This is a genomic window from Plantactinospora sp. DSM 117369, assembly GCF_053764795.1.
This window is the reverse complement of the sequence record NZ_CM132446.1, coordinates 1,771,043-1,790,825: the sequence shown is the minus strand read 5'-3', so window position 1 is coordinate 1,790,825 and position 19,783 is coordinate 1,771,043. Positions and strand designations below refer to the sequence as shown.

9 protein-coding genes are annotated in these 19,783 nt (G+C 67.1%); 2 read left to right on the top strand and 7 right to left on the bottom strand.

Features of this window, described 5'->3' with window-relative positions; all coding sequences use genetic code 11:
• The first annotated feature begins 60 nt into the window (after positions 1-60).
• A complete protein-coding gene (locus ACSMXO_RS08035) occupies positions 61-282 on the top strand; it encodes a winged helix-turn-helix domain-containing protein (protein ID WP_455417246.1) in 222 nt (73 codons plus the stop codon).
• 233 nt (positions 283-515) lie between these two features.
• On the opposite strand, the gene ACSMXO_RS08030 is transcribed toward ACSMXO_RS08035, so the two are convergent.
• From ACSMXO_RS08030 to ACSMXO_RS08000, 7 genes are all read right to left on the bottom strand, one after another.
• On the bottom strand, positions 516-3,017 hold the full coding sequence (locus ACSMXO_RS08030; RefSeq protein ID WP_455417245.1) for an NB-ARC domain-containing protein: 2,502 nt from the start codon (positions 3,015-3,017) through the stop codon (positions 516-518).
• Positions 3,018-3,409: 392 nt separating this feature from the next.
• Positions 3,410-8,329, bottom strand: a complete 4,920-nt coding sequence (locus ACSMXO_RS08025) for a class I SAM-dependent DNA methyltransferase (RefSeq protein ID WP_455417244.1) — start codon at positions 8,327-8,329, stop codon at positions 3,410-3,412.
• Positions 8,326-11,133 carry a helicase-related protein gene (locus tag ACSMXO_RS08020; protein WP_455417243.1) on the bottom strand — a complete coding sequence of 936 codons (2,808 nt, stop codon included), beginning with the start codon at positions 11,131-11,133 and terminating at the stop codon, positions 8,326-8,328. Before ACSMXO_RS08020 ends, ACSMXO_RS08025 begins: the two co-directional genes overlap by 4 nt.
• Positions 11,134-11,204: 71 nt before the next feature.
• The gene (locus ACSMXO_RS08015) at positions 11,205-12,314 is read right to left on the bottom strand and encodes a serine/threonine-protein kinase (protein ID WP_455417242.1); all 1,110 of its coding nucleotides are present in this window, start codon (positions 12,312-12,314) and stop codon (positions 11,205-11,207) included.
• Positions 12,315-12,363: 49 nt separating this feature from the next.
• The gene (locus ACSMXO_RS08010; RefSeq protein WP_455417241.1) at positions 12,364-13,533 is read right to left on the bottom strand and encodes a hypothetical protein; all 1,170 of its coding nucleotides are present in this window, start codon (positions 13,531-13,533) and stop codon (positions 12,364-12,366) included.
• A gap of 119 nt (positions 13,534-13,652) precedes the next feature.
• Positions 13,653-15,668 (bottom strand): cellulase family glycosylhydrolase, encoded by a 2,016-nt coding sequence (locus tag ACSMXO_RS08005; protein WP_455417240.1) that lies wholly within the window; start codon positions 15,666-15,668, stop codon positions 13,653-13,655.
• A gap of 78 nt (positions 15,669-15,746) precedes the next feature.
• Complete coding sequence (locus ACSMXO_RS08000; protein WP_455419191.1) at positions 15,747-18,212, bottom strand: glycoside hydrolase family 2 protein; 2,466 nt, start codon at positions 18,210-18,212, stop codon at positions 15,747-15,749.
• Positions 18,213-18,696: 484 nt separating this feature from the next.
• Here ACSMXO_RS08000 and ACSMXO_RS07995 point away from each other — a divergent pair, with 484 nt between their 5' ends.
• Entirely contained in the window at positions 18,697-19,716 is a 1,020-nt protein-coding gene (locus ACSMXO_RS07995; protein WP_455417239.1) for a LacI family DNA-binding transcriptional regulator, read from the top strand.
• Positions 19,717-19,783: the final 67 nt, after the last annotated feature.

Genomic DNA, 19,783 nt, shown 5'->3' with positions numbered 1-19,783 from the left:
GAAGTCTTGAGACTCCGTCGGCGATCATGAGAAGATGCATGGGCCTACCAGGAAGTTGCCATGCCCCGAATCTCAGATCGCCAACGCATCGCCCAGGACATCCGCAACAAGATCGCGTCGGGTGAGTACAGGCCGGGCGACAAGCTGCCGTCGCTCCGCGAGCTGATCGCGATCTACAAGGTGTCCGCCGAACCCGTCCGCTCGGCCCTGCTAATCCTGCAAGCGGAAGGGCTCCTGGAAGGCCACCAAGGCAAGGGTGTCTTCGTCACCGATCCTAAATAGGGGTGCAACGAGTCGACGCCGGCAAGCAATCCACGATACTGCATCACCCGACCATTTCGTACAGTCCTCGGTTGACCACGCAGGGGTTGGCATCCCGTGCTGGGTGCGGGCACACATCCAACCACTCGCGCCCCGAAGAGGGCTCGTCTTGCGATTCCTATCAGTAATCGAGCGACAAGCTACAGCGATAGGCATGACTCAACGATGAGACGCTACATCACCGACACCTACACTCATGCCTCGCTGTCGGCCGCCAAACGACGCTTAAGCCTCAAGCAATGCTGGTTCTCTGAATCCAGAGCGAGCCCAGCCGATACCCACTTGTCGGCTGCCGCCGAATCATGGTCGTACATACATAGCCAAGCAAGCCGAGACAGGTCAGTTGCGTCAGCCTCTTCGACTCGAGCCTCTAGCAAGCCACGCAGCTTCCTCACAACATACTGTTTTTGATCCGCATCAAGGCTGATTCCCTTCCGTGCGAGTAAGCCGTTGAGGCGCGAAGCCGCCGTGCTCAATTCGCTGAGGGGCGGAGCGGCAATCTCGGCCATCTGGAGCCTGGCATGCATTTCCGCGAGCGAATCGCCGTTAGCCCTGTGGAGTATGATAAGTCGACGCCACCCATCCTCGTCGCTCGGGCGGGATTCTAGATACCGATTCAGCGAACGGATGGCAGCTGGAACGGATCCGACGTAGTCTCTCTGCAGCTCCGACAGGGTCAGCCATGCCGGCGGGTATTCGGTGGCAATATACTCGATGACCGCAAGTTCTTGCGTGAGATCCGCACCATTCTCCGCCCTTTGGGCGACAGCTCGAGCGAGACGCTCGATTCTCCGACCCAGCCCTTGGCCCAGGTCCGTCGTTGTCATGGCGCCAAATCCACGGATAAGCTGCAAGTCGGCATCTACCGCGATCTTGAACGGACTCGTAACAAGCTTCTTTTTGCCGAAGACAGCAGCAGCAAGCGGCACAGACAAAAACTCGCTATCTTCGTCATCATCCGAGACAAGCTCAATCAATGAAGACTGCTCGAGCTCCACAAGGCCTTTCTCAACATCCATGCGCTCGTTCGCTGGCCGCAGCAGGACGGCCTCCAATCCGATTCGGGGGACAAGCGAGCGCCAGCTACAAAGGGTCAGAAACACCCTTTGAGAAACAGGAGACAAGGCAGAGTACGACCTCTCGAACAGAGCATCAAGCATCGCATCTTTTGACGCTACAACCCTCCTGACCGCAATCTTCCGCTTAGCCTGTGCCACCTCTCCCAACATCACCTTCGCGATGTAAGGATGTCCGCCGGATTCATCATATAGAGTTTCCTTATACGCCTCGTCCAAAAGATCACCGATATTCAGCCTCGTCGCCACGTCAGCAACAAGATCGGCAAACTCTTCTCGCGTCATGCCGCGGACCTCAATGGGATAATCGGCCTTGAAGTCGCGAGTTCTTGTCGTGATCAAAACTTTGTTGGGCAGACGGACAGCATTACTAAGAAAGGCATAGAGTTCAGACTGCCCGCGAATGGTTTCGAAGTTGTCGATAACAAAGATGAAGGGACCATTCATCGCTGCACCCGAAAGGCATGCGGTTAAATATTCGAGCGCCTCTCTATCTTTGAGAGACTCTCCGGGCCGCATCATTTTCGCAAAGTCGCGAGCGATGTCTTCGGTGCTCAGCACATCCGCGCGCACAACTCGCGGCCCCTCTGCCAGCAGATCTATATCGCGTGCGCTAAACCACACAATCGCGAAGACGCTGTTCTCATAAGTCATTTGGTGAAGCACTTCAAGAGCCAGTGACGTTTTGCCGATTCCACCCCGGCCTTGGAGGGTTACCACAGGGTGACGGCTATCTACCAGAAGGGAATGCAAATCTGACTCAAGTGATGACCGCTTGACATACCCATGCCTTCTAGGAGGCACATTGGTGAATACACTCCCTATCACGTCGAGATCGGGCGACGCGGCAGTTTCGCTAGGTGGTTGGGCCTCGACGGGGAGAATGTGCGTAGAGCCGTCCCGATCCTGCCTCTCATCTGATACATACGAAAGCACTTCGAAGGTTTGCTTTCGAAAGTTTCCGTTAGGCAGAAAAAAGTCGGTTAGGTCAGGGTCCGTAAACAACAAAAAAGCGCGTCGAGGGTGATCGAGGAAAACGTACGTGCCTTCAGTGAGAGAGTGTTCGACCTCTCTGGTAAGGTACGCGAACTTCTCACGATCACCACCCAAACAACTTACCCTATACTTTCCAGACAAGTTTCTCTTAAGGAATGCCCATGGTCGACTAAATGCCGGAGCATTGTTCATGACCATACCCAGAGAGTTGTGTAGCTCCTCGCAGGCCGCAGAAAGGCGAGCCGACTTTGGCGCACCATGTCCACGAGTTCTATTGCGAAGCCAAACAAAGTTCCGCACCCACATTCGAAGAGTCACGCGACGAGCGCTAAGATCCTCGACCTTGGAATCAAGCCGAAGACAGGCCAGGTTGAGACTATCTACCGCAACGCGCTGCCAACTGTGATCGTCTGTGCCACAGCTGGCGTTGATCGCCCTTTGAGAATCTCGGCTTACTAAGGTTAAGTGCTGACTAGCGGTGCCAGAAAGCATTTCGTCAAGGACATTGGCCCACTCTCCGATGCCATCGGCGCGCAGGAGTCGATGCTCCAAGGCATACCTATGGCGCTCTCGGTCATCTCTGACACCAGCAAGAAGCTCGATCACCAAGAACTTGATCAGCATCTCACCAAGGTATAGCAGATCGAAAAAGTACGCCGTATCGGATTCCTCCCGCGCCAACGCTAAACGTTCAAGCATTCTCTTCGTTGGCACGAACTCTCGCTGGTCGCTACTAGCATCAACACTTGACATGTGAATCCTTTGGCATTGACGGGAGGGCGAGGTCCAACTTCGGCAGCGGCGTTGCACGGCGACATCAGCATCGCCAACGATTCCATTAATGCGGTGAGGCGATCTCGGCGAAGGACTGTGGTTGTCTAACTGTCCATATATCTTGACGCTATCGGGATATTTTGGGCCCAAGGAGGTGGAGAACCCGGCTACGAAGGCAGCGAACGCCCTCCTGCTGTCTCGATGTTTGAGTCATCCCGTCTCATCCGTGGGCGCCCCAATTTCTAGGAGGGTTGCCACCCTGCGTCGATCGCATCTTGAAGACGCTGGCTGAACACGGCGTGCGCCTGGCGGTACTCGCTCTCCCGATCCGCTTTGTAGAAGGGCGCCTTGTATCCGTCGGGCACCCGATTCTGCTCCTGGCTCTCAAGATAGTCCATGAACTGCCGATAGTGGTCTCTCGTCTGACCCGACCCCCACTGATTGAAGTTCGCCGCCAGCCTCCGACCACATTTGTCGAACCACATTTCCGATTCATAGCTGCATAGCTGAGGAAAGCGTGAGCGGTAGATAGCTATAAGTTCATTTGCGCTAATGCCAAGCCAGACGGCAACCAAGGCATCCAGCTCAACCAAGGCAGCACGTCGATGGTACTCGGTGCGTAGCGCCGACGCTCTGCCCCAAGCAGGGCCAACATCGTTCAGATTAAGCGGCACCCGCCAGTCCACGGCCCATCCCTCTCGCTGCCAGCTCGTGTTGTAAAGCTGCGCCCAGATCTCTCGATATTGTGCCGTCAGGGCGTTCAGGCGCATCGTCCTAAGAAGCAGGGCATCAGCCAACGGATGTTGCGTATCCGGGATAGGCATTACTCTCGCGTCGGTCGCATCAAGGTGCCCTCGCCCCCCGATGCGCAACGCGTAGTCAACGGGTAACGACGCCCAGAAGCCTGCTACAAGGCACGTCGTCCTCGGCTCGGGACAAGCCATCGTCCGAATTCCGTGCACGTGAGATGGCCCTGGAGGGATCAGCGCGCAAAACAAACTACGTTCGGTTGAGGCTGGAATCATTTCTCGCCAAGCCAGCCTTAAATACTCTGTTTCGAGTCGTCCGCGCCAACGCGAGTGCGCGCCATCGAAGGTCGCACGATCGCAGGCCATCGCATAGTCGGTCGCCTGAATTGCATCGTCGGAAAGAACAGTCAGATCCACCGGCTTATCTGTATGCGACGTGTGGGGAGGCTGCTTTGCGAAGGGAGTCCCTACCCCGATTTGCGGGCCACGCAGAATTACCTCACTCCAACTATCCGGCTGCACGCACCTCTGCTCTATGATCCCTGCCTTCTTGGCACCCGACTCGTGTAGACCGCTGCTGATCCACGGTTCCGCCGCACTGAGACGTAGCGGCCAGTTCGCAAGAGCTGAAATCGCGCTTTGTTCGACCGATGTCACTGGATAGAGTAAGCGTGCACTGGTAGCCGGAAGCGACGTATCAGGTTGGAGCCTCGCCCATTCCTCGAGCACGGCACGCGTCACACGAACCATCCTCGCGGCATGAGGACGGAGATCCCAGTACCCCCCTACTTTCAGCCCCGGCGCCTCACCATGACCGTCGTGGGTTAGCGAGCTGGCAAGGGTGCCGGGATCGTAGAGCCAACTCGCATGAACAAACTCAATCTCACTGTCAGCACCATAGACATGAAGGCCGAATTGCTTGTTCCAGTCAATCTCCGAAAATATGAGTCGACGATTCTGGAAGTGAGCGTGCAGCATGAGATGTCGATAGGCTTGACCTCGAAGTCTTCCCTCCAGTGCACCAGTCAAATGAGAGTCAGGGTGCAGCAAGCCCGCCGTCCCCTCGGGCGATAACTGACCCCATACCCGACACATGAACGCCCGATACAGGTCTGGCTGTGTGCCGACAAGCAATGGAAACGTTGAAGCTCCACCTAAGACCGCTACATGACCCACATTAAGGGTTATCTCGTTGAGGAACGACCGGCGCAGTGCAGGAATTGCAAGCTGGGCGGCTTTCCGAGCACGCCGCACGTGAACAGACGCGTGGGCTGCCAACATGAACCACGGGTCGTGCTCGGCCAGTACGACATCCTCTAGCCACCTCGGCCGTACCCAAGGTGGGTTGCCGACCTGGAGGTCGAAGCCGCCCCGACCGAACGCCTGGGCGAAGGTCAGTTCCCAGTGGAAGAAGCCCTGTTCCTCGGCGATCCGGGTCGCGGTGTGCAGCCAGGGGAACCGTTCTTCGAGCCGGAACGGGTTCTCCATCCCCATCAGCCCCTCAAGCCGACCCTCGTACTCGCTCAGCTCGCTCAGCGAGGTGAGCTGTGAGACCAGCGAGTCTTCCGGGATGTCGGCCCGGCCGAGCAGGGCTTCGGCGAAGGTGAGCCAGCCGTCCAGGTTCGCCAGCGGCACCGGTCGACGCAGTTGCTCGGCGAAGCTCACCTTCCGGGTCCCGGTCGGCCGGCTCGGCATCTTCAACTGCTGCGGCTCCACCTCGTCCCAGAGCGAGACCTTCTCGTAGACGGCCGGATCCTCGTACGCCGGCACCTCCCGGACGTGCGTGACCTCGACCGGCTCGGCCGGATACACCTCAGCCGACCCGTCCAGCAGCTCGGCGACGTCCAGCGGCCAGAACCACAGCGCGCACCAGGCGTCCATTACGGTCTTCAACCGCCAGTACGGCGTACCGGCCGCCGTCAGGTCGGCCAGGATCTTCTCCCTGGCCACCGCCCCATCGGCCGCCGGCAACGGCCGCTCCGGATCCACCTCCCAGACCGCAATGTTCCGGCGGATCTCCCGCTCCGAGATCTCCAGCCGCCGCCGCACCAGCTTCCACAGGAACTCCACCCGCCCAGCCAACGCCTGCAACCGCACCACCTGCGACGGCTGCTTCCTCGTCCCCTTGGCCGACGGCGCGCGCTTGATCGCCGTACGCCATTTCTTGAGCTTTTCGGTCTCGGCCGGCGCCAGCTCGCGGGCCTCCTTCTCCCCCGCGACCGCGCCCCAGCCGTCGGCCGGGAGCAGGAAGTGGTGGATGGTGCCCGGCTCGATGGCCCCGTCCCGGAACGGCCGGTCCTCCGGTGCCGTGTGCAGCCACGACTTGTCGGCAAGCTGTTCCGGCCGGTAGAGCCGCCGCCCACCGCCGATCAGCGAGTTGCCCCGCTTGAGGTGCAGCCCGAACCAGGGTGCCTGCAACCCGGCGTGCATCACGTTCAGCCACAACGACACCTCGGCCAGCTCGACCGCGGTCCGGTTCAGGTCGACGCCATAGCAGTTGTGCAGCGCGATGTACGCCTTCACCCGCTGCAACTCCAGGTGGTACCTCTCCGGCTCCAGCTCGACCCGAAGTTCCTTTGCGCGCCGCCGGAGGTATTCGGCGGCGACCTGGTTGATCGCCTCGTTGAGGAAGGCGCCGGAGCCGAGCGCCGGCTCGCAGATCGTCCAGTCCAGCAGGTCCCGGGCGCGCAGCCCGTCGCCAGCTTCCTCGATCCGGTACTTGAGCGCGAGCTGGACGGTGACCTCGGTCAGTGACTGCGGGGTGTAGTAGGAGGCGCTGGTCTGCCGGTCCCGCCCGGCGAGCCGGTAGACGAACGAGCCCGGCTCGTATGGGATCCGGCTCTTCGCCCCGGTTACCGGGTTTTCCTTCAACACGAAGACGTCGTCGTCGTAGTCGTCCACCTTCGACTCGGGGATCATCCACGAGCCGTCCTTCGGGTCGCCGTGCTTGGCCACCTCATACAGTCGCTCGGTGGCGACGAATCCGGTGTACGACATCAACCCCTCGTAGACCGCGCCGAGCTGGTTGATCCCCAACTGGGCGTACGAGATGAAGCCGCCACGCTTCCGCTTGCCGCCCTTGGTGATCATCAGCCGGCGCAGCACCTCGTAGAGGGTGCCGTTACGCAGCCGGGTGTCCAGCTTCGGCCCGTCCGGATCGTCCTCGTCACTGCCCGGCTGCGGGACCTGCCGGCCGATCAGCCGGATCGCCTCGGGCAGGAACAGGTCGGAACGCATCGGCTCGAACCGCAGCCCCACGTCCTCGCTGGTCTTCTCCCCCACCTCCTCGTCGGCCCCACGTGCCCGGTAACCCTCGTTGACCATCCGGCACAGCAGGTCCAGCGACTCGTAGAGGTGGAAGCCACCTTCGGCCGACGGTGGCAGTCGCCGCGAGATCAGGTCACCGAGCCGGGCCATGCTGTAGCCGGAGACGTACTCGGGATCGTTGACCGGCAGCACCCCCAGCTCGGGCCGGGCCTCGGCGTAGAGCAGGAACAGGATCCGGTAGAGGTAGCGCAACGCCTCCCGGCTCAGGTCCCGGGCCAGCTCGTCCAGGTCGGCGACCTCCTCCGGCCGGTAGCCGGCCTGGCGGATCCGGTCCAGCACCTCGTTGGCGATCAGCTCGACCGAGGTGCGCAGCCCCTCGCGCAGCTCACCACTCACCCCGACCGCGTGCTGCCGGGAGCCGGCGACCAGGTCGGCCAGCGGTTCGGTGCCACCCTCGGCCGGCGGGCGCAGCGAGTCCGCGCCGAACAGCGCCGCGACGACGTCCAGCTCCCGCTCGTCGTTCCGGCCGTACGCCACGTCGAGGCTGACCGCCAGGTAGCGCCCCTCGCCCCAGACGCTCCGGTCGGCGAGGGTGATCACCCCACCGCTCATGATCAGCACATACCTCGGCGGCGCCTCGGTCGCGAAGAGCCACGACGCGAGCTTTGCCCCGGTCTCCAGCCGCTCCCCGCCGGCCAGCTCGACCGGACTGAGCAGCCGGCCCGCCTCGGTCGGGTCCTGCGCCGCGTCGGTGTCCACCGCCCAGCCGCAGTCCACCGCCACGATCCCGGGCCCACTACCGGTGCCCAGCTCGGCGTGCGCGACCGGGATCTCCTGCTCCTGCCCGGCCCGCTCGACGGTGATGGTGCCGGCCTGCGGATCGCCGAAGCCGAGCACCTTGAGCAGCTCGAAGTGCAGTTTGCGCAGCCGTTCCGGGTCGAACAGCTCCGGGTCGGCCAGCTCGATTTTCCGGTCGAAGTAGTCCCGCCGGAAGCCGCGCAGCCCGGCCCTTGGCGTCAGCCGGCCACCCCGCTCCTCCTCCGACCAGCGCTTGACCAGGCCGCCCTTGAGCGTGGTCGGCAGCACCTCGGCCAGGTAGTGCGCGGACAGATACTCACCCCGGTTGGTCAGCGACTCGAAACTCATGCCACACCCTCCGAGGCGTCGTCGACGAGGACGGCGAGCACCCGCAGCAGCGGCTCACCGACGGTTTCCAGCCGGGTGACCAGGTCGGTCTGCTCCCGTACGGTGCGGTGCACCCGCTGTCGGCGGCGCTCCCGCTGCCCGGGTGCCAGCTCGCCGAACAGGCTGTCCTGTTCGAAGCGCTCCAGTTTGCGGCGGTGCTCGCGCAGCGGGGCGGCGATCTCGGCGTCCCACTCGGCCCGCCGGGCCGCCAGGTCGACCCGGGCCGCCTCGACCGCCGCCGGCACCAGCGTCTGAAGCCTGTCCAGCGGGATCCGCCGGCCCGGGTTCGCCAGCTGCGGCCCGACCTTCGCGTCCGTCAGCGCGTCGACCATCGGGCCGACCCGGGGCGCGTCCGGCAGCCCGGCGACCGCCATCCACTCCACCACCGTCGGCTGGCCGAGCCGGTTGCAGTAGACGCCCTGGACCAGGAAGACCGGCTCGGGTACGGCTGCGGTCAGCACCAGCGCCTGCTGCCGGCCGAGCCGGGCCAGCACCTTGTCGACCAGCCACTCCACCATCGGATGTACGTCGCTGAGAAACGCGATCTCCGGCCAGGTCGGCTTCTTCGACTGCCGGGCCTCGTCCAGTTTCCGCTGCGCGAGCCGCCGGTCGAAGGTCACCTTCAACCGCAGGTCCTCACCCTCGGCGTGCGCCCGCAGATAGGACCGGGGTAGGTCGGACAGCCGGTGTACCAGATCCGGCGGGGCGAGGAACGACATCAGCTCCTCCTCCCGGCGCAACCCGATCCGGTCGTCGGGCCGGTCGTCGTAGAGTTCGGCGAGGGCGGTGTCGACGAAGTCGCTGGTCGCGTCGAACAGTCTCGGCACCTGCACCCGCTTCGGCTCCGCACCGACCGGCGCCTCACCCACCGAGGCCATCAGGTCGGCGAGCACGTCGACCTCGGCACCGGCGGCGTACGACTCGTCGACCGTCTTGCCCTCCAGCAGGTCCCGGACCAGCCGGTCCTCCTCCAGTTTGGCGTCGTAGAGGCCGGTCATCGCCTCCACGCTGCCGAGGCTGCGGTGTGCCGCCTCCTCCCGGTCGAGCAGCTTCTCCGCCACCGTCCGGTCGTCCTTGGCGCCCGCCACGTTCGAGGTCAGGATCAACGCCCGGAACTGCGGCTCGTGCCGCTGCCCGTACCGGTCGATCCGGCCGTTGCGCTGCTCGATCCGGATCAGGCTCCACGGGATGTCGTAGTGCACCAGGTGGTGGCACTGCTGGTGCAGGTTCACCCCCTCCGAGGCGACGTCGCCGGTGAAGAGCAGCCGGACGTCGCTCCCGGCCAACTCGAACTCCTGCAACACCTGCTGCTCCTCGGCGTCGGTCAGTCCGCCGTGCAGGGTGCGTACCGCCGAGGGTTTGAGGCCGAGCCAGCGCGGCACCACCTCGGCCAGCCACTTCAGCGTCGGCACCCGCTCGGAGAAGACCACCGCCCGGACCGGGCTGCCCGACCCGACCCCGATCTCCCGCAGCTCCGCCACCAGTCGGCGCAGCTTGCTGGAATCGTCGTCGGACATCCCCGCCGTCAGCTCCGCGAGCCGGTCCAGCGCGACCCGCTCCCGGCCGGTCGCCTTCTTCGACCGGGCCGCCACCGTCGCCGCGAGCGCGACGTGCGAGGAGAGAAAAGACTTCAACAGGGTGTACGGAAACAGCCGGTCCTGCCCGCGCAGCGGCGCGTCGGTCCACCCGCCGGCCAGCCACACCTCGGTCAGCTCGGCGAAGATCCGCTCCTCGGCGGCGGAGGCCGGGCAGTGCAGGGCCCGGGACGGTCCCCGGTCGGCCCAGCGGTTGCCGATCTGGTCCCGTACCTCCGGGCTGATCTTCGTCCGGCGCAGGTAGAGATGCGCGATGTCCTCGGCCGAGTAGTCGTCGGGGTCGGCGATCGCGGCCGGGTCCAGCAACGAGATCAGTTCGGCGAACGACTTCTTGTCCCCGTTGTGCGGGGTGGCGCTGGCCAGCAGCAACGCGTCGGTCTTGGCGGCCAGCCGGCGGGCCAGCTCGTTGCGCTGGGTGCCCTTGTTGATCAGATTGTGCGACTCGTCGATCACCACCGCGTCCCACTCGATCGCGTCGAGGTGGTGACCGAACTGGCCGGCGTCCTTGAGGGTGTCGACCGAGATGATCGCCCGCTTGAAGTAGGTGAACGGGTTCCGCCCGGCCGGAATCTCCTGCTGGATCCGCTGGATGCCGGTGGAGTCGAGCCGGACCAGCGGGATGGCGAACCGGGTCCACAACTCGCGCTGGAACTGCTCCAGCACCTGCTGCGGCGACACCACCAGGATCCGGTCACCTCGGCCCCGCCGGATCAGCTCGGCCAGGATCAGCCCGATCTCCAGGGTCTTGCCCAGTCCGACGACGTCGGCGAGCAGGATCCGGGGCCGCAGTCCGGACAATGCCAGCTCCGCCGGCCGCTGCTGGTACGTCAGCGGGTCCAGCAGGAATCGGTCGGCCAGCGCCAGGCCGCGTTCCGACTGCGGCAACGGCGTACGCCGAAGCACCGCTTCCAGGAACAACCGGCTCTTCCGGAACCGCGACGAGGTGTCCTGGACCAGTACGGTCTCCTCGGGCCGCATCGCCCGGACGTCGTCCAGCTCGGTGAAGAACGTCGCCTCGACGTCCTGGACGAACTCGGAAACCCCGACGGCCTTGACCATCGTGCCGTCTCGGGCCGGTTTGGCGGTCCGGACCAGCCATTCCTCGTCCCGGACGAGGATGCGCGATCCGGGCGCGAACTGAATGGCCGCGGGCGGGGGCGGAGGCGTCATGGGGTGGGCGTCCTTCGCGGGAGGGGATGTTCTGTTGTGTCGAGCGGAGTGGTGTCGAGCGGCGTACGGGGTCAGAGGGTGGGGCGGCGGGCGTACTGCTGACGCAGCTTGTCGATCAGCCAGCCGACCTCGGCACGTGGCTTGTCCGGCGGATCGGGGTCGACCAGCGTGGTCGGCAACCGTACCGGCGGATCCGGGTCAAGCGCCGTGTCCGGCCCGGCGTCGGGGCTGCCGTCACTGTCCGGCCGGGTGTCCTCGGGATCCGTCGACGGATCGGCGAACTCCGGCGGCACCACGATCTCGGTGCTGCCGTCGAAGGTCAGCTCGCCCACCCGGCGACGCATCTCGATGACCGGTACCCCGCCAGCGGTCGCGATCGCGAGCAGCCGGGTCCGGACGGCGGCCAGGCTGGGCCGGGCGGTCGGATCGTGCGCGAGCATCGCCCCGAGCACCGGTACCGCCTCGACCGGGACGCCGGACAGATCCGGCAGCACGTCCGGGTCGGTGATCTGGAGCAGCAGTCCGTGCAGTCCGTTGCCGGCGGAGTAGAGCTTGTGCCCGGTGAGCGCGAACACCAGCGTCGCGGCGAGGCCGTAGATGTCCGGGCCGGCGGCCATGTTTCGCTCGCCCTGGATCCGCTCCGGGGACATGTAGTCGGGAGTGCCGACCAGCCCACCGGGATCGGTCAGGTAGTCGCCCCGCTCGGTGAGCACCGCGAGGCCGAAGTCGATCAGTACCGGACCGTCCCGGCCCAGGATGATGTTGTGCGGCTTGAGGTCCCGGTGCACCAGACCGGCCTGGTGCACCCGGTCCAGCCCGTCGGCGAGCATCGCTCCCGCCATCGCCACCAGCGGCATCGACAGTGGGCCGCGCTGCTCGACGTGCTGCATCAGGGTCGAGCCGGGAACGTACTCGACCGCGAGCCAGGCGGGATCACCGAGCGGATCGGCGGCCTCCAGGCGGGCGACCCGCGAGCCCCAGACGAGTTGCAGGCTCTCCACCTCGGCGGCGAACCGCTGCCGCACCGTCGAATCGGCGAGGAGATGCCGTCGGATGACCTTGACCGCGACCCGGTCCGCCGTCGGCGACACACCGAAGTAGACGTCTCCCATGCCTCCCGACCCAAGTGGACGGATGAGCCGGTAGTCGCCGAGCTGCTGCAACGTGGGTGGCACAGTCACGCGCCGGATCGCCTCCCCATAACGATGGCCCTCAGCACATTACCGGCGATCACTCTGGCGATGTCGTCCGATCACTCCCCCGTTGCGGCGGAATGCTCCGACCCGGACGGTATGGCGGGGGCGACGGATCATCCGATGGGGGTAGCCCGATCGCCTGTTGCCAGCGGTCGAGGGCGGGTAGCGGCTCCCAGCCCACCTCCCGACGCCAGTACGCGGCATTGGCGCATCGGGCCCGCCAGGTCAACTGGTCCTGCTGGGGGTCCGGCCCGACGAGCTGTTCCCGCAACTCGACGAGGGCATTGAGCGAGTGCTGGAAGGACAGCCGCTCCCGCATCCACTCAGGGCGGTGCAGTATCCAGTCCAGGTCCCTGCCCTCGCAGGTCGAGCAGCCACACCACCACAGGTTGCTGTCCGGGTGCCGTCGTTTCGTCCGGGCCACGGTGCCGAGCCGCTTGTACGACAGGCACCCGGACACGACGACGGACGGCGCTGGCGGTGACCGACGGCGACCCGACGGCGTTGGGACCATGGGGTAGAGGTGGCGCAGGGCGGCGCGGGTGCCGACCGCCGCCGCGACCGCTCCGCAGCAGAGCGCGCCCAGCGCGGAGATGTCGCAGCGCAGTACGAGCAGCGGCACCTCGCAGGTCAACAGGTCGATCAGCCCGTCGACGACGCCGCGTACGCCGAACGGGTCGGCCTGGTATTCGACGACGACCGCGATTGGTACGGCGAAGGCGCGCACCTGCCGCAGCAGGGCGTCTCGGGCGCCTGGCACCCTGAGCCAGGACAGGTGCAGCGGCAGCAGTGCGATCGCGTCGTCGATCATCGCCGTCTGGCGCAGGATCGCGACGAGCCCGTCAAGGTCGCCCGGCCCCACGTACCCCGAGTCGGTGAGCACCGGCAGTCCCAGGTCCCGCTGCCGTGCCAACCAGTCCGGGTTGAACGGGGTGGCGGCGGGCAGTCGCCCGTTCCCGCCGTACCGGTTGGCGTCCAGCAGGAGCGGACGGTCGTAGCCCTTCTCCACGAGGTAACGCGCCCAGTGGTAGACCCCGGCAAGGTTGCCCTGGTAGGCGGTGACGACGAGGCCGGTGCCGGGGTGGTTCACGATTCTTCTGACGTCGTCGACGTCGGCGATCCCGCACTGGGCCAGCAGCGTGCGGTCGAGCCCTTCGATGGTCCGGAGCGGAGAACGGAGCGATTGAGTCTGATCGGGCGCCACGTCGACCCCTATCGACAACTCTAAGTATCTAGAGGGTAACTCGACGCGATCAATCGCGAAACGGTACGGGCCCCCGCCAGATCGGCAGGGGCCCGTCGTACGTCGTCAACCGCAGGCGGTCACTCGGCGCGCAGGTGGTCCAGGTCGTGGGTGCCCGGGCTGACCCAGATCAGGATCCCACGTACGTCGGCCAGCGCCGCCGTGTCACAGGACATCTCGGTGAGCAGGTCGACCGTCACCGTCGTGGCGGTGCCCTGCGACACCCAGCGAAAGGTGGACTGGCACCAGGCCCACCCCTCGCCGGTCTGCACGGCGATCGAACTCGACGTGCCGATCGTGGCGTCGACCCGCAGGTCGTAGCGCAGGGTCGCCTTGGCCGACAGGTCCACCGGGCTGGGCAGGGTCACCCCGAACCAGCCGCCCCCGGTGGCCGCGACCCGCAGCCCGGCCGTGCCGTGGGTGTGGAAGTCCGTCGTCTGGGCCACTGTCCCGGCGTCGGTCTGCCAGTTGCCCGGTGCCCAGCCCTCGACCCCGGTCTCCCAGGAGGCGATCAGGATCGGGTCACCGGGAGCCGGCTTCACCGTCACCGTCAGGTCGGCCGGGTTCGAGGTACGACCGGCCTGGTCGCGGATGGTGTACTGGCCGGCGGTCCGGCCCTGGAAGCCGTCCGTCGGGGTGAAGGTGACCACCCCGGTCGCCGAGTCGAGGGTGAACGCGCCACCGGACACGGTCACCGCCCGCTGCTGCCCGGCGCTCGCCGGATCCAGGTCGACGCTGGCCGGCCGCACCGTCGACCGGTACGCGATGTCGTTCGCGGCCGGGGAGAGGGTGACCGGCGTACCCGACTCGGTCACCGCGGTGTCGGCGTCGGCGACCGGCGGTCGGGAGCGCTGCCCCCGGACGAGCGTGTCACCCGCGTTGCTCAGCGTGGTGCAGACCGGGCTCGGGCAGTAGACGGTGTAGCCGTCGTAGTCCGGGTAGGGCGTGCCGTCGTCCTGGATGCCGGAGAGGATCCAGTAGAGGAAGCCGGTGCCGCCGCTGGCGATGAACGCGTCCGTCCACTGTTGGTAGACCGGGTTCCGGGTCGCCTTGTCGACGTAGCCGAACTCGCCGAGCATCACCGGCTTGCCGAGCCGCCGGGCGTCCCGGTTGTGCCGCTTGATCCACTCCACGCCCCAGGCCGCGTCCGTGCCCCAGTGGTCCGGATAGAGGTGGTACGAGACCACGTCCACCGCGGGCAGCCGGGTCAGCGCCACCGAGTCGACGCCCTCACCGCAGTTGACCGTCCAGTCCGCGCTGGTCGGGTCGTCGCAGTAGAAGCCCTCGTCCCCGACGCTGGCCAGGTGCCGGCGGTCGATCGACTTGATGTGCCGGGTCATCTCGTCCGCCCAGGCGGTCAGCACCGCCGGGGTGCAGGTCGGCGACGTCGGATAGACGCCGGAGCCCTTGCACCTCGGCTCGTTGCCCAGTTCCCAGGTCATCACCGTCGGATCGTCCTTGTACGCCACCCCGGTCAGCGTGTTGGTCCGGTTCAGCACGTGCGAGATCCAGTCCTTGTACCAGCCCCGGATCACCGGGTCGGTGTAGAACTCGTCGTGGTACTGCCCGCCGCGCCAGCGGACGTACTGGTCCATGCCGCCGAAGTCGCGCCAGTTGTTGGTCAGTGGGATCACCAGCTTGATCCCGGCCTGCCGGGCGGCGTAGAGGACGTAGTCGAGGCGTTCCAGCCCGTCCGGCCCGTCGCGGTACGCCGGCTTCGCCCCGTCCCAGTACTGGAAGTAGACCCCGTCGGCCGGCCCGGCGACCGAGTCCGTCCCGCCCGGGGTGCCGATGTCGAGGAAGCCCCAGTGCCGCAGCACGGTGAACCCGGCCGCCTTCGCGTCGGCGAAGACGTCGTCGACCATGGTCCGGGACTTGTACATCAGGTAGTAGTTGTTGGTCCCGGCGAACCGGAACCGCTTGCCGTCGAGCATGAGCTGGTCGCCCTTGCGGACGACGAAGCCGGCCGGGGACTGGCCGGAGCCGGCGGGCGCTCCGGAGCCGGGCGACCCGGCCGGGGTGGCGGAGGCGGGTGCCGGCGAGGCCGCGAGCAGCAGCCCGGCCAGCGCCAGCAGCAGCGGGAGATGGCGCTTCATGGGCGGTGGTGATCCTTCCGGGAGCGGTGTCCGGGAACAGGGGTGCGGATCAGGTGCTGCGGATCAAGGTGCTGCGGATCAGTGCTGCGACACCATGTCGTTGACGCAGCGGAGTACCGGACGGGCGGTGAGCGCCGCCGGGTCCAGCGGTGCCGCGGACCGTACGGTGAAGGTGGTCGACTCCCCCGGGAGCAGCGTGACCAGCGCCTCGTCGACCTCTGCCGCCGGATCGAGCCGATCCGGGGCGAGCACCAGGTCGCGCAGGATCGTCCGGGCGGTCACCCGCACCAGAACGCCGTCCGGCGAGGGCTCGACCGTGGCGTCGTATCCGGCCGGCGGGTAGGCCAACTCGCGGTCCTCGGCGAAGAACCAGAAGCTCCGCTCGCCGTCCCCGCCGGGATCGGCGACCAGCAGTTCGGCGCGCGGGTCGTCCGGGCCGGCGACGTCCGCCGGCAGCGCCCAGGTGTACTCCGAGTACGGCGGCACCGACAGCTCGACCGACGCCTTGCCCCTCGGCTCGCCGGCCAGGGTCAGCCGGGTCACGTCCACCCGCCCGGTCCACGGGGCGCCCCCGTCGTTGACCGCGACCAGGGCCAGCCCGCCCTGCCTCGGCTGGATGGTGAGCAGCCGGTCGGCGTACGCGCGGCGCAGCGCGTACCAGAGGGGTTTGCGGCGGCCGTCACCGTCGACGGCGGCCCAGGAGGTGACCGGCCAGCAGTCGTTGAGCTGCCACACCACGCTGCCCATGCAGACCGGCCGGTACGACCGCAGGTGCTCCACCCCGACGCTGACCGCCCGAGCCTGGTTGAGCTGGGTCAGGTAGTGCCAGTCGTCGAAGTCGCGCGGTACCGGCAGGTGCGCGTCGAGCCCTCGGGCCAGCTTGAGCTGGCCGTCCCCGGCCTTCTGCCGGTGCGCCATCGCGGGCGAGTCCTCGGCCAACTCCCGGCCGGGGATCGCCCGGCGCAGCGTGGCGTAGCTGGCCGGGCCCTGCCAGCCGAACTCGGCGACGAACCGGGGCAGGTAGTCCCGGTAGTGGGTGTAGTCGAGCTGGTTCCAGACCGTCCAGATGTGCATGCTGCCGTGCGCCGGGTCGTTCGGGTGGATCTCCGGCCGCCCCGACCACGGGCTGCCCGGCCAGTACGGCCGGCTCGGGTCCAGTTCGGCCAGCAGGCCGGGCAGCAGCTCGAAGTAGTAGCCCGCGCCCCAGGTCCGGTCGGCCAGCTCCGCCTGCCAGCCCCAGTCGTGCCAGCCCCAGATGTTCTCGTTGTTGCCGAACCAGAGCACCAGGCTCGGATGGCTGGCCAGCCGGACGACCTGCTCGGCCGCCTCGGCCCGGATCTCGGTGCGGAACGGCTCCTCCTCCGGGTACGCGGCGCAGGAGAAGAGGAAGTCCTGCCCGACCAGCAGGCCCAGCTCGTCGGCGAGGTCGTAGAAATCCTCGGACTCGTACCGGCCGCCGCCCCAGATCCGCAGGAAGTTGATGTTGGCGTCGCACGCCTGCCGGAGGCGTTCGGCGTAGCGCTGCCGGGTCACCCGGTGCGGGAAGCAGTCGTCCGGGATCCAGTTCACGCCCCGGGCGAAGACCGGCAGGTCGTTGACGACGACGGTGAACGCCGAGCCGTGCTCGTCGGCGGCGGTGGAGAGGCGTACCGAGCGGAAGCCGATCTGCCGCTGCCAGCCGTCCAGCTCGCGCTCCCCGGCGTGCAGCGTGACGGCCAGCGGGTAGCGCGGCTGCCCGCCGTACCCCCGGGGCCACCACAGCTCGGGGTCGGCGACGGTGACGGTCAGCTCGGCACCGCGCTGCCCCGGCGCGAGCACCGTTTCGGCGACCTCGCCGGCCACGGTGGCCCGGACGGTGAGCGGTTCGGCCCTGTCGCCGTCGTCGGCCCGGTCGACCTCGACGCGTACCTCGACCCGGCCCTCGGCACCGGCGACGGTGACCTGCGGGCGGACCTCGGCCAGCCGCGCGGTCCGCCAGGTGCGGAGCCCGATCTCCTGCCAGATCCCGGCGGTGACCAGCTCGGGACCCCAGTCCCAGCCGAAGTTGCAGGCCATCTTGCGGATGAAATTGAACGGCGTCGGGTACGCCTTCGGCCGGGCACCGAGCCGCCGCTGCTCTGCCTCGGCATAGCGGTACGCCGAGTCGAACCGCACCCGCAGCACGTTGTCGCCAAGCCGCAGCACCTGCCGGACGTCGAACGAGTAGCTCCGGTGCATGTTGGCGGTGCGGCCGAGTTCGACGTCGTTGAGGGTGACCGTCGCCACCGTGTCGAGGCCGGCGCAGACCAGGTCCACCCGGTCGCCGTCGCCGCCGTCCCACCGGAAGGTGGTCTGGTAGCACCAGTCGGTGCGGCCGATCCAGCCCAGCGTGAGTTCGTGCTCGTCGAGGTAGGGGTCCGGGATCAGTCCGGCGGCGAGCAGGTCGGTGTGCACGCAGCCGGGCACGGTTGCCGGGACCGGGGCGGACGCGACCGCCTCCGGGACCTCCGGGTTGCCGATCGCGGTCAGCGACCAGCCGTCGTGCAGGCTCTGCCAGGACGTCACGGGCACCTCAACTTCCTCGGGTCGTGACCGACCATTTCTCGGGTCCCGGCCGGTCGCGACCTCGGCGCGCCTTGCCTGGTGGAGGCACCGTCGCCGGACCGGGAGGCACCCCCAAGACATCGAGAGATGTCGACTGAACCGGATAAGTAAAGTCACCGTACGGGCGGCCCTGCGCCCTGTCAACGGCCCCCGATTCGGCCACGAATGGCCGGCAATCGATGCCCGAGTCCCCCAGGTAAGCGCTTGCCCAGCCTTCTCCACCTCGAAATATCCGGGCGCTCTCCCGAGCCCGTGCCGGCCGGCCGGCACTGTCGGCACGATAACCGCATCGCTATGCTTAACCGGAAAAGTTCACTCCCGTGGCTTGCGCGAGCTTTACCGGCTCGTGCGGCAGTACGACGCAGCGTGCGGGTGACGACGCAGCGGGCAGGTGACCCGACCGGCCCACCCGGTACTCGGGTCGTCGCAGACGAAGGAGCGCCGGGTGAAGCGACCGACAATCGCGGATGTGGCCCGGCGGGCCGGGGTTTCCAAGGGCGCGGTCTCCTACGCCCTGAACGGACAGCCCGGCGTCTCGGACGCCACCCGGCAACGCATTCTCGCCATCGCCCAGGAGATCGGCTTCAACCCGAACAGCGCGGCCCGGGCACTCTCCGGAGCCAGCGCCAACGCGGTCGGGCTGGCGCTCTGCCGACCGGCCCGGATCCTCGGCATCGAGCCGTTCTTCATGGAGCTGATCAGCGGCGTCGAGGCGGAACTCTCCGCCCGGTCGTACGCGCTGACCCTTCAGGTGGTGGCGAGCCCGGAGGCCGAGATCGCGGTCTACCGGCGCTGGTGGGGCGAGCGACGGGTGGACGGCGTACTCGTCTGCGACCTGCGGGTCGACGACCGCCGGGTGCCGGTGCTGGAGGAGCTGCGCCTGCCGGCGGTGGTGATCGGCGGGCCGGGGCACAGCGGCGGGCTCGACCACGTCTGGTCCGACGAGGCCGTGGCCCTGACCGAGGTGCTCGAATACCTGGTCGCGCTCGGACACCGCCAGATCGCCCGGGTCGGCGGCCTGCCCGGGCTGCTGCACACCGAGATCCGCACCGAGACCTTCGGCACCGCCTGCCGCCGGCTCGGCCTCGACCGTACGGTCACCGTCTCGTCCGACTACAGCGGCGAGGAGGGCGCCCGGGCCACCCGACGCCTGCTCAGCTCCGCCGACCGGCCGACCGCGATCGTGTACGACAACGACGTGATGGCGATCGCCGGGCTGTCGGTGGCCCAGGAGATGGGGCTGGCCGTGCCGTCCGACGTCTCCATCGTGGCCTGGGACGACTCGCCGCTCTGCCAGCTCGTCCACCCGTCGCTGACCGCGCTGCACCGGGACATCCCGGCGTACGGGGCGCACGCCGCCGGCCGGCTCCTCGCCGCCATCGCCGGGCAGCCGCTCGGCGACTTCCAGGACGAGACCGCGCACCTCATCCCGCGCGGCAGCACCGCACCGCCCCGGCAGCCCTGAACGCCGCGCCTCGGCAGCCCGAGCGCCCGACACCGGCAGTCCGAGCGCCGCGCCTCGGCAGTCCGGG

Bases quoted from the DNA above. Each gene is read 5' to 3' on its own strand.
- ACSMXO_RS08030 (WP_455417245.1), bottom strand. From the start codon at position 3,017: ATGCTGATCAAGTTCTTGGTGATCGAGCTTCTTGCTGGTGTCAGAGAT.
- ACSMXO_RS08005 (WP_455417240.1), bottom strand. From the start codon at position 15,668: ATGAAGCGCCATCTCCCGCTGCTGCTGGCGCTGGCCGGGCTGCTGCTC.
- ACSMXO_RS08020 (WP_455417243.1), bottom strand. From the start codon at position 11,133: ATGACGCCTCCGCCCCCGCCCGCGGCCATTCAGTTCGCGCCCGGATCG.
- ACSMXO_RS08035 (WP_455417246.1), top strand. From the start codon at position 61: ATGCCCCGAATCTCAGATCGCCAACGCATCGCCCAGGACATCCGCAAC.
- ACSMXO_RS08025 (WP_455417244.1), bottom strand. From the start codon at position 8,329: ATGAGTTTCGAGTCGCTGACCAACCGGGGTGAGTATCTGTCCGCGCAC.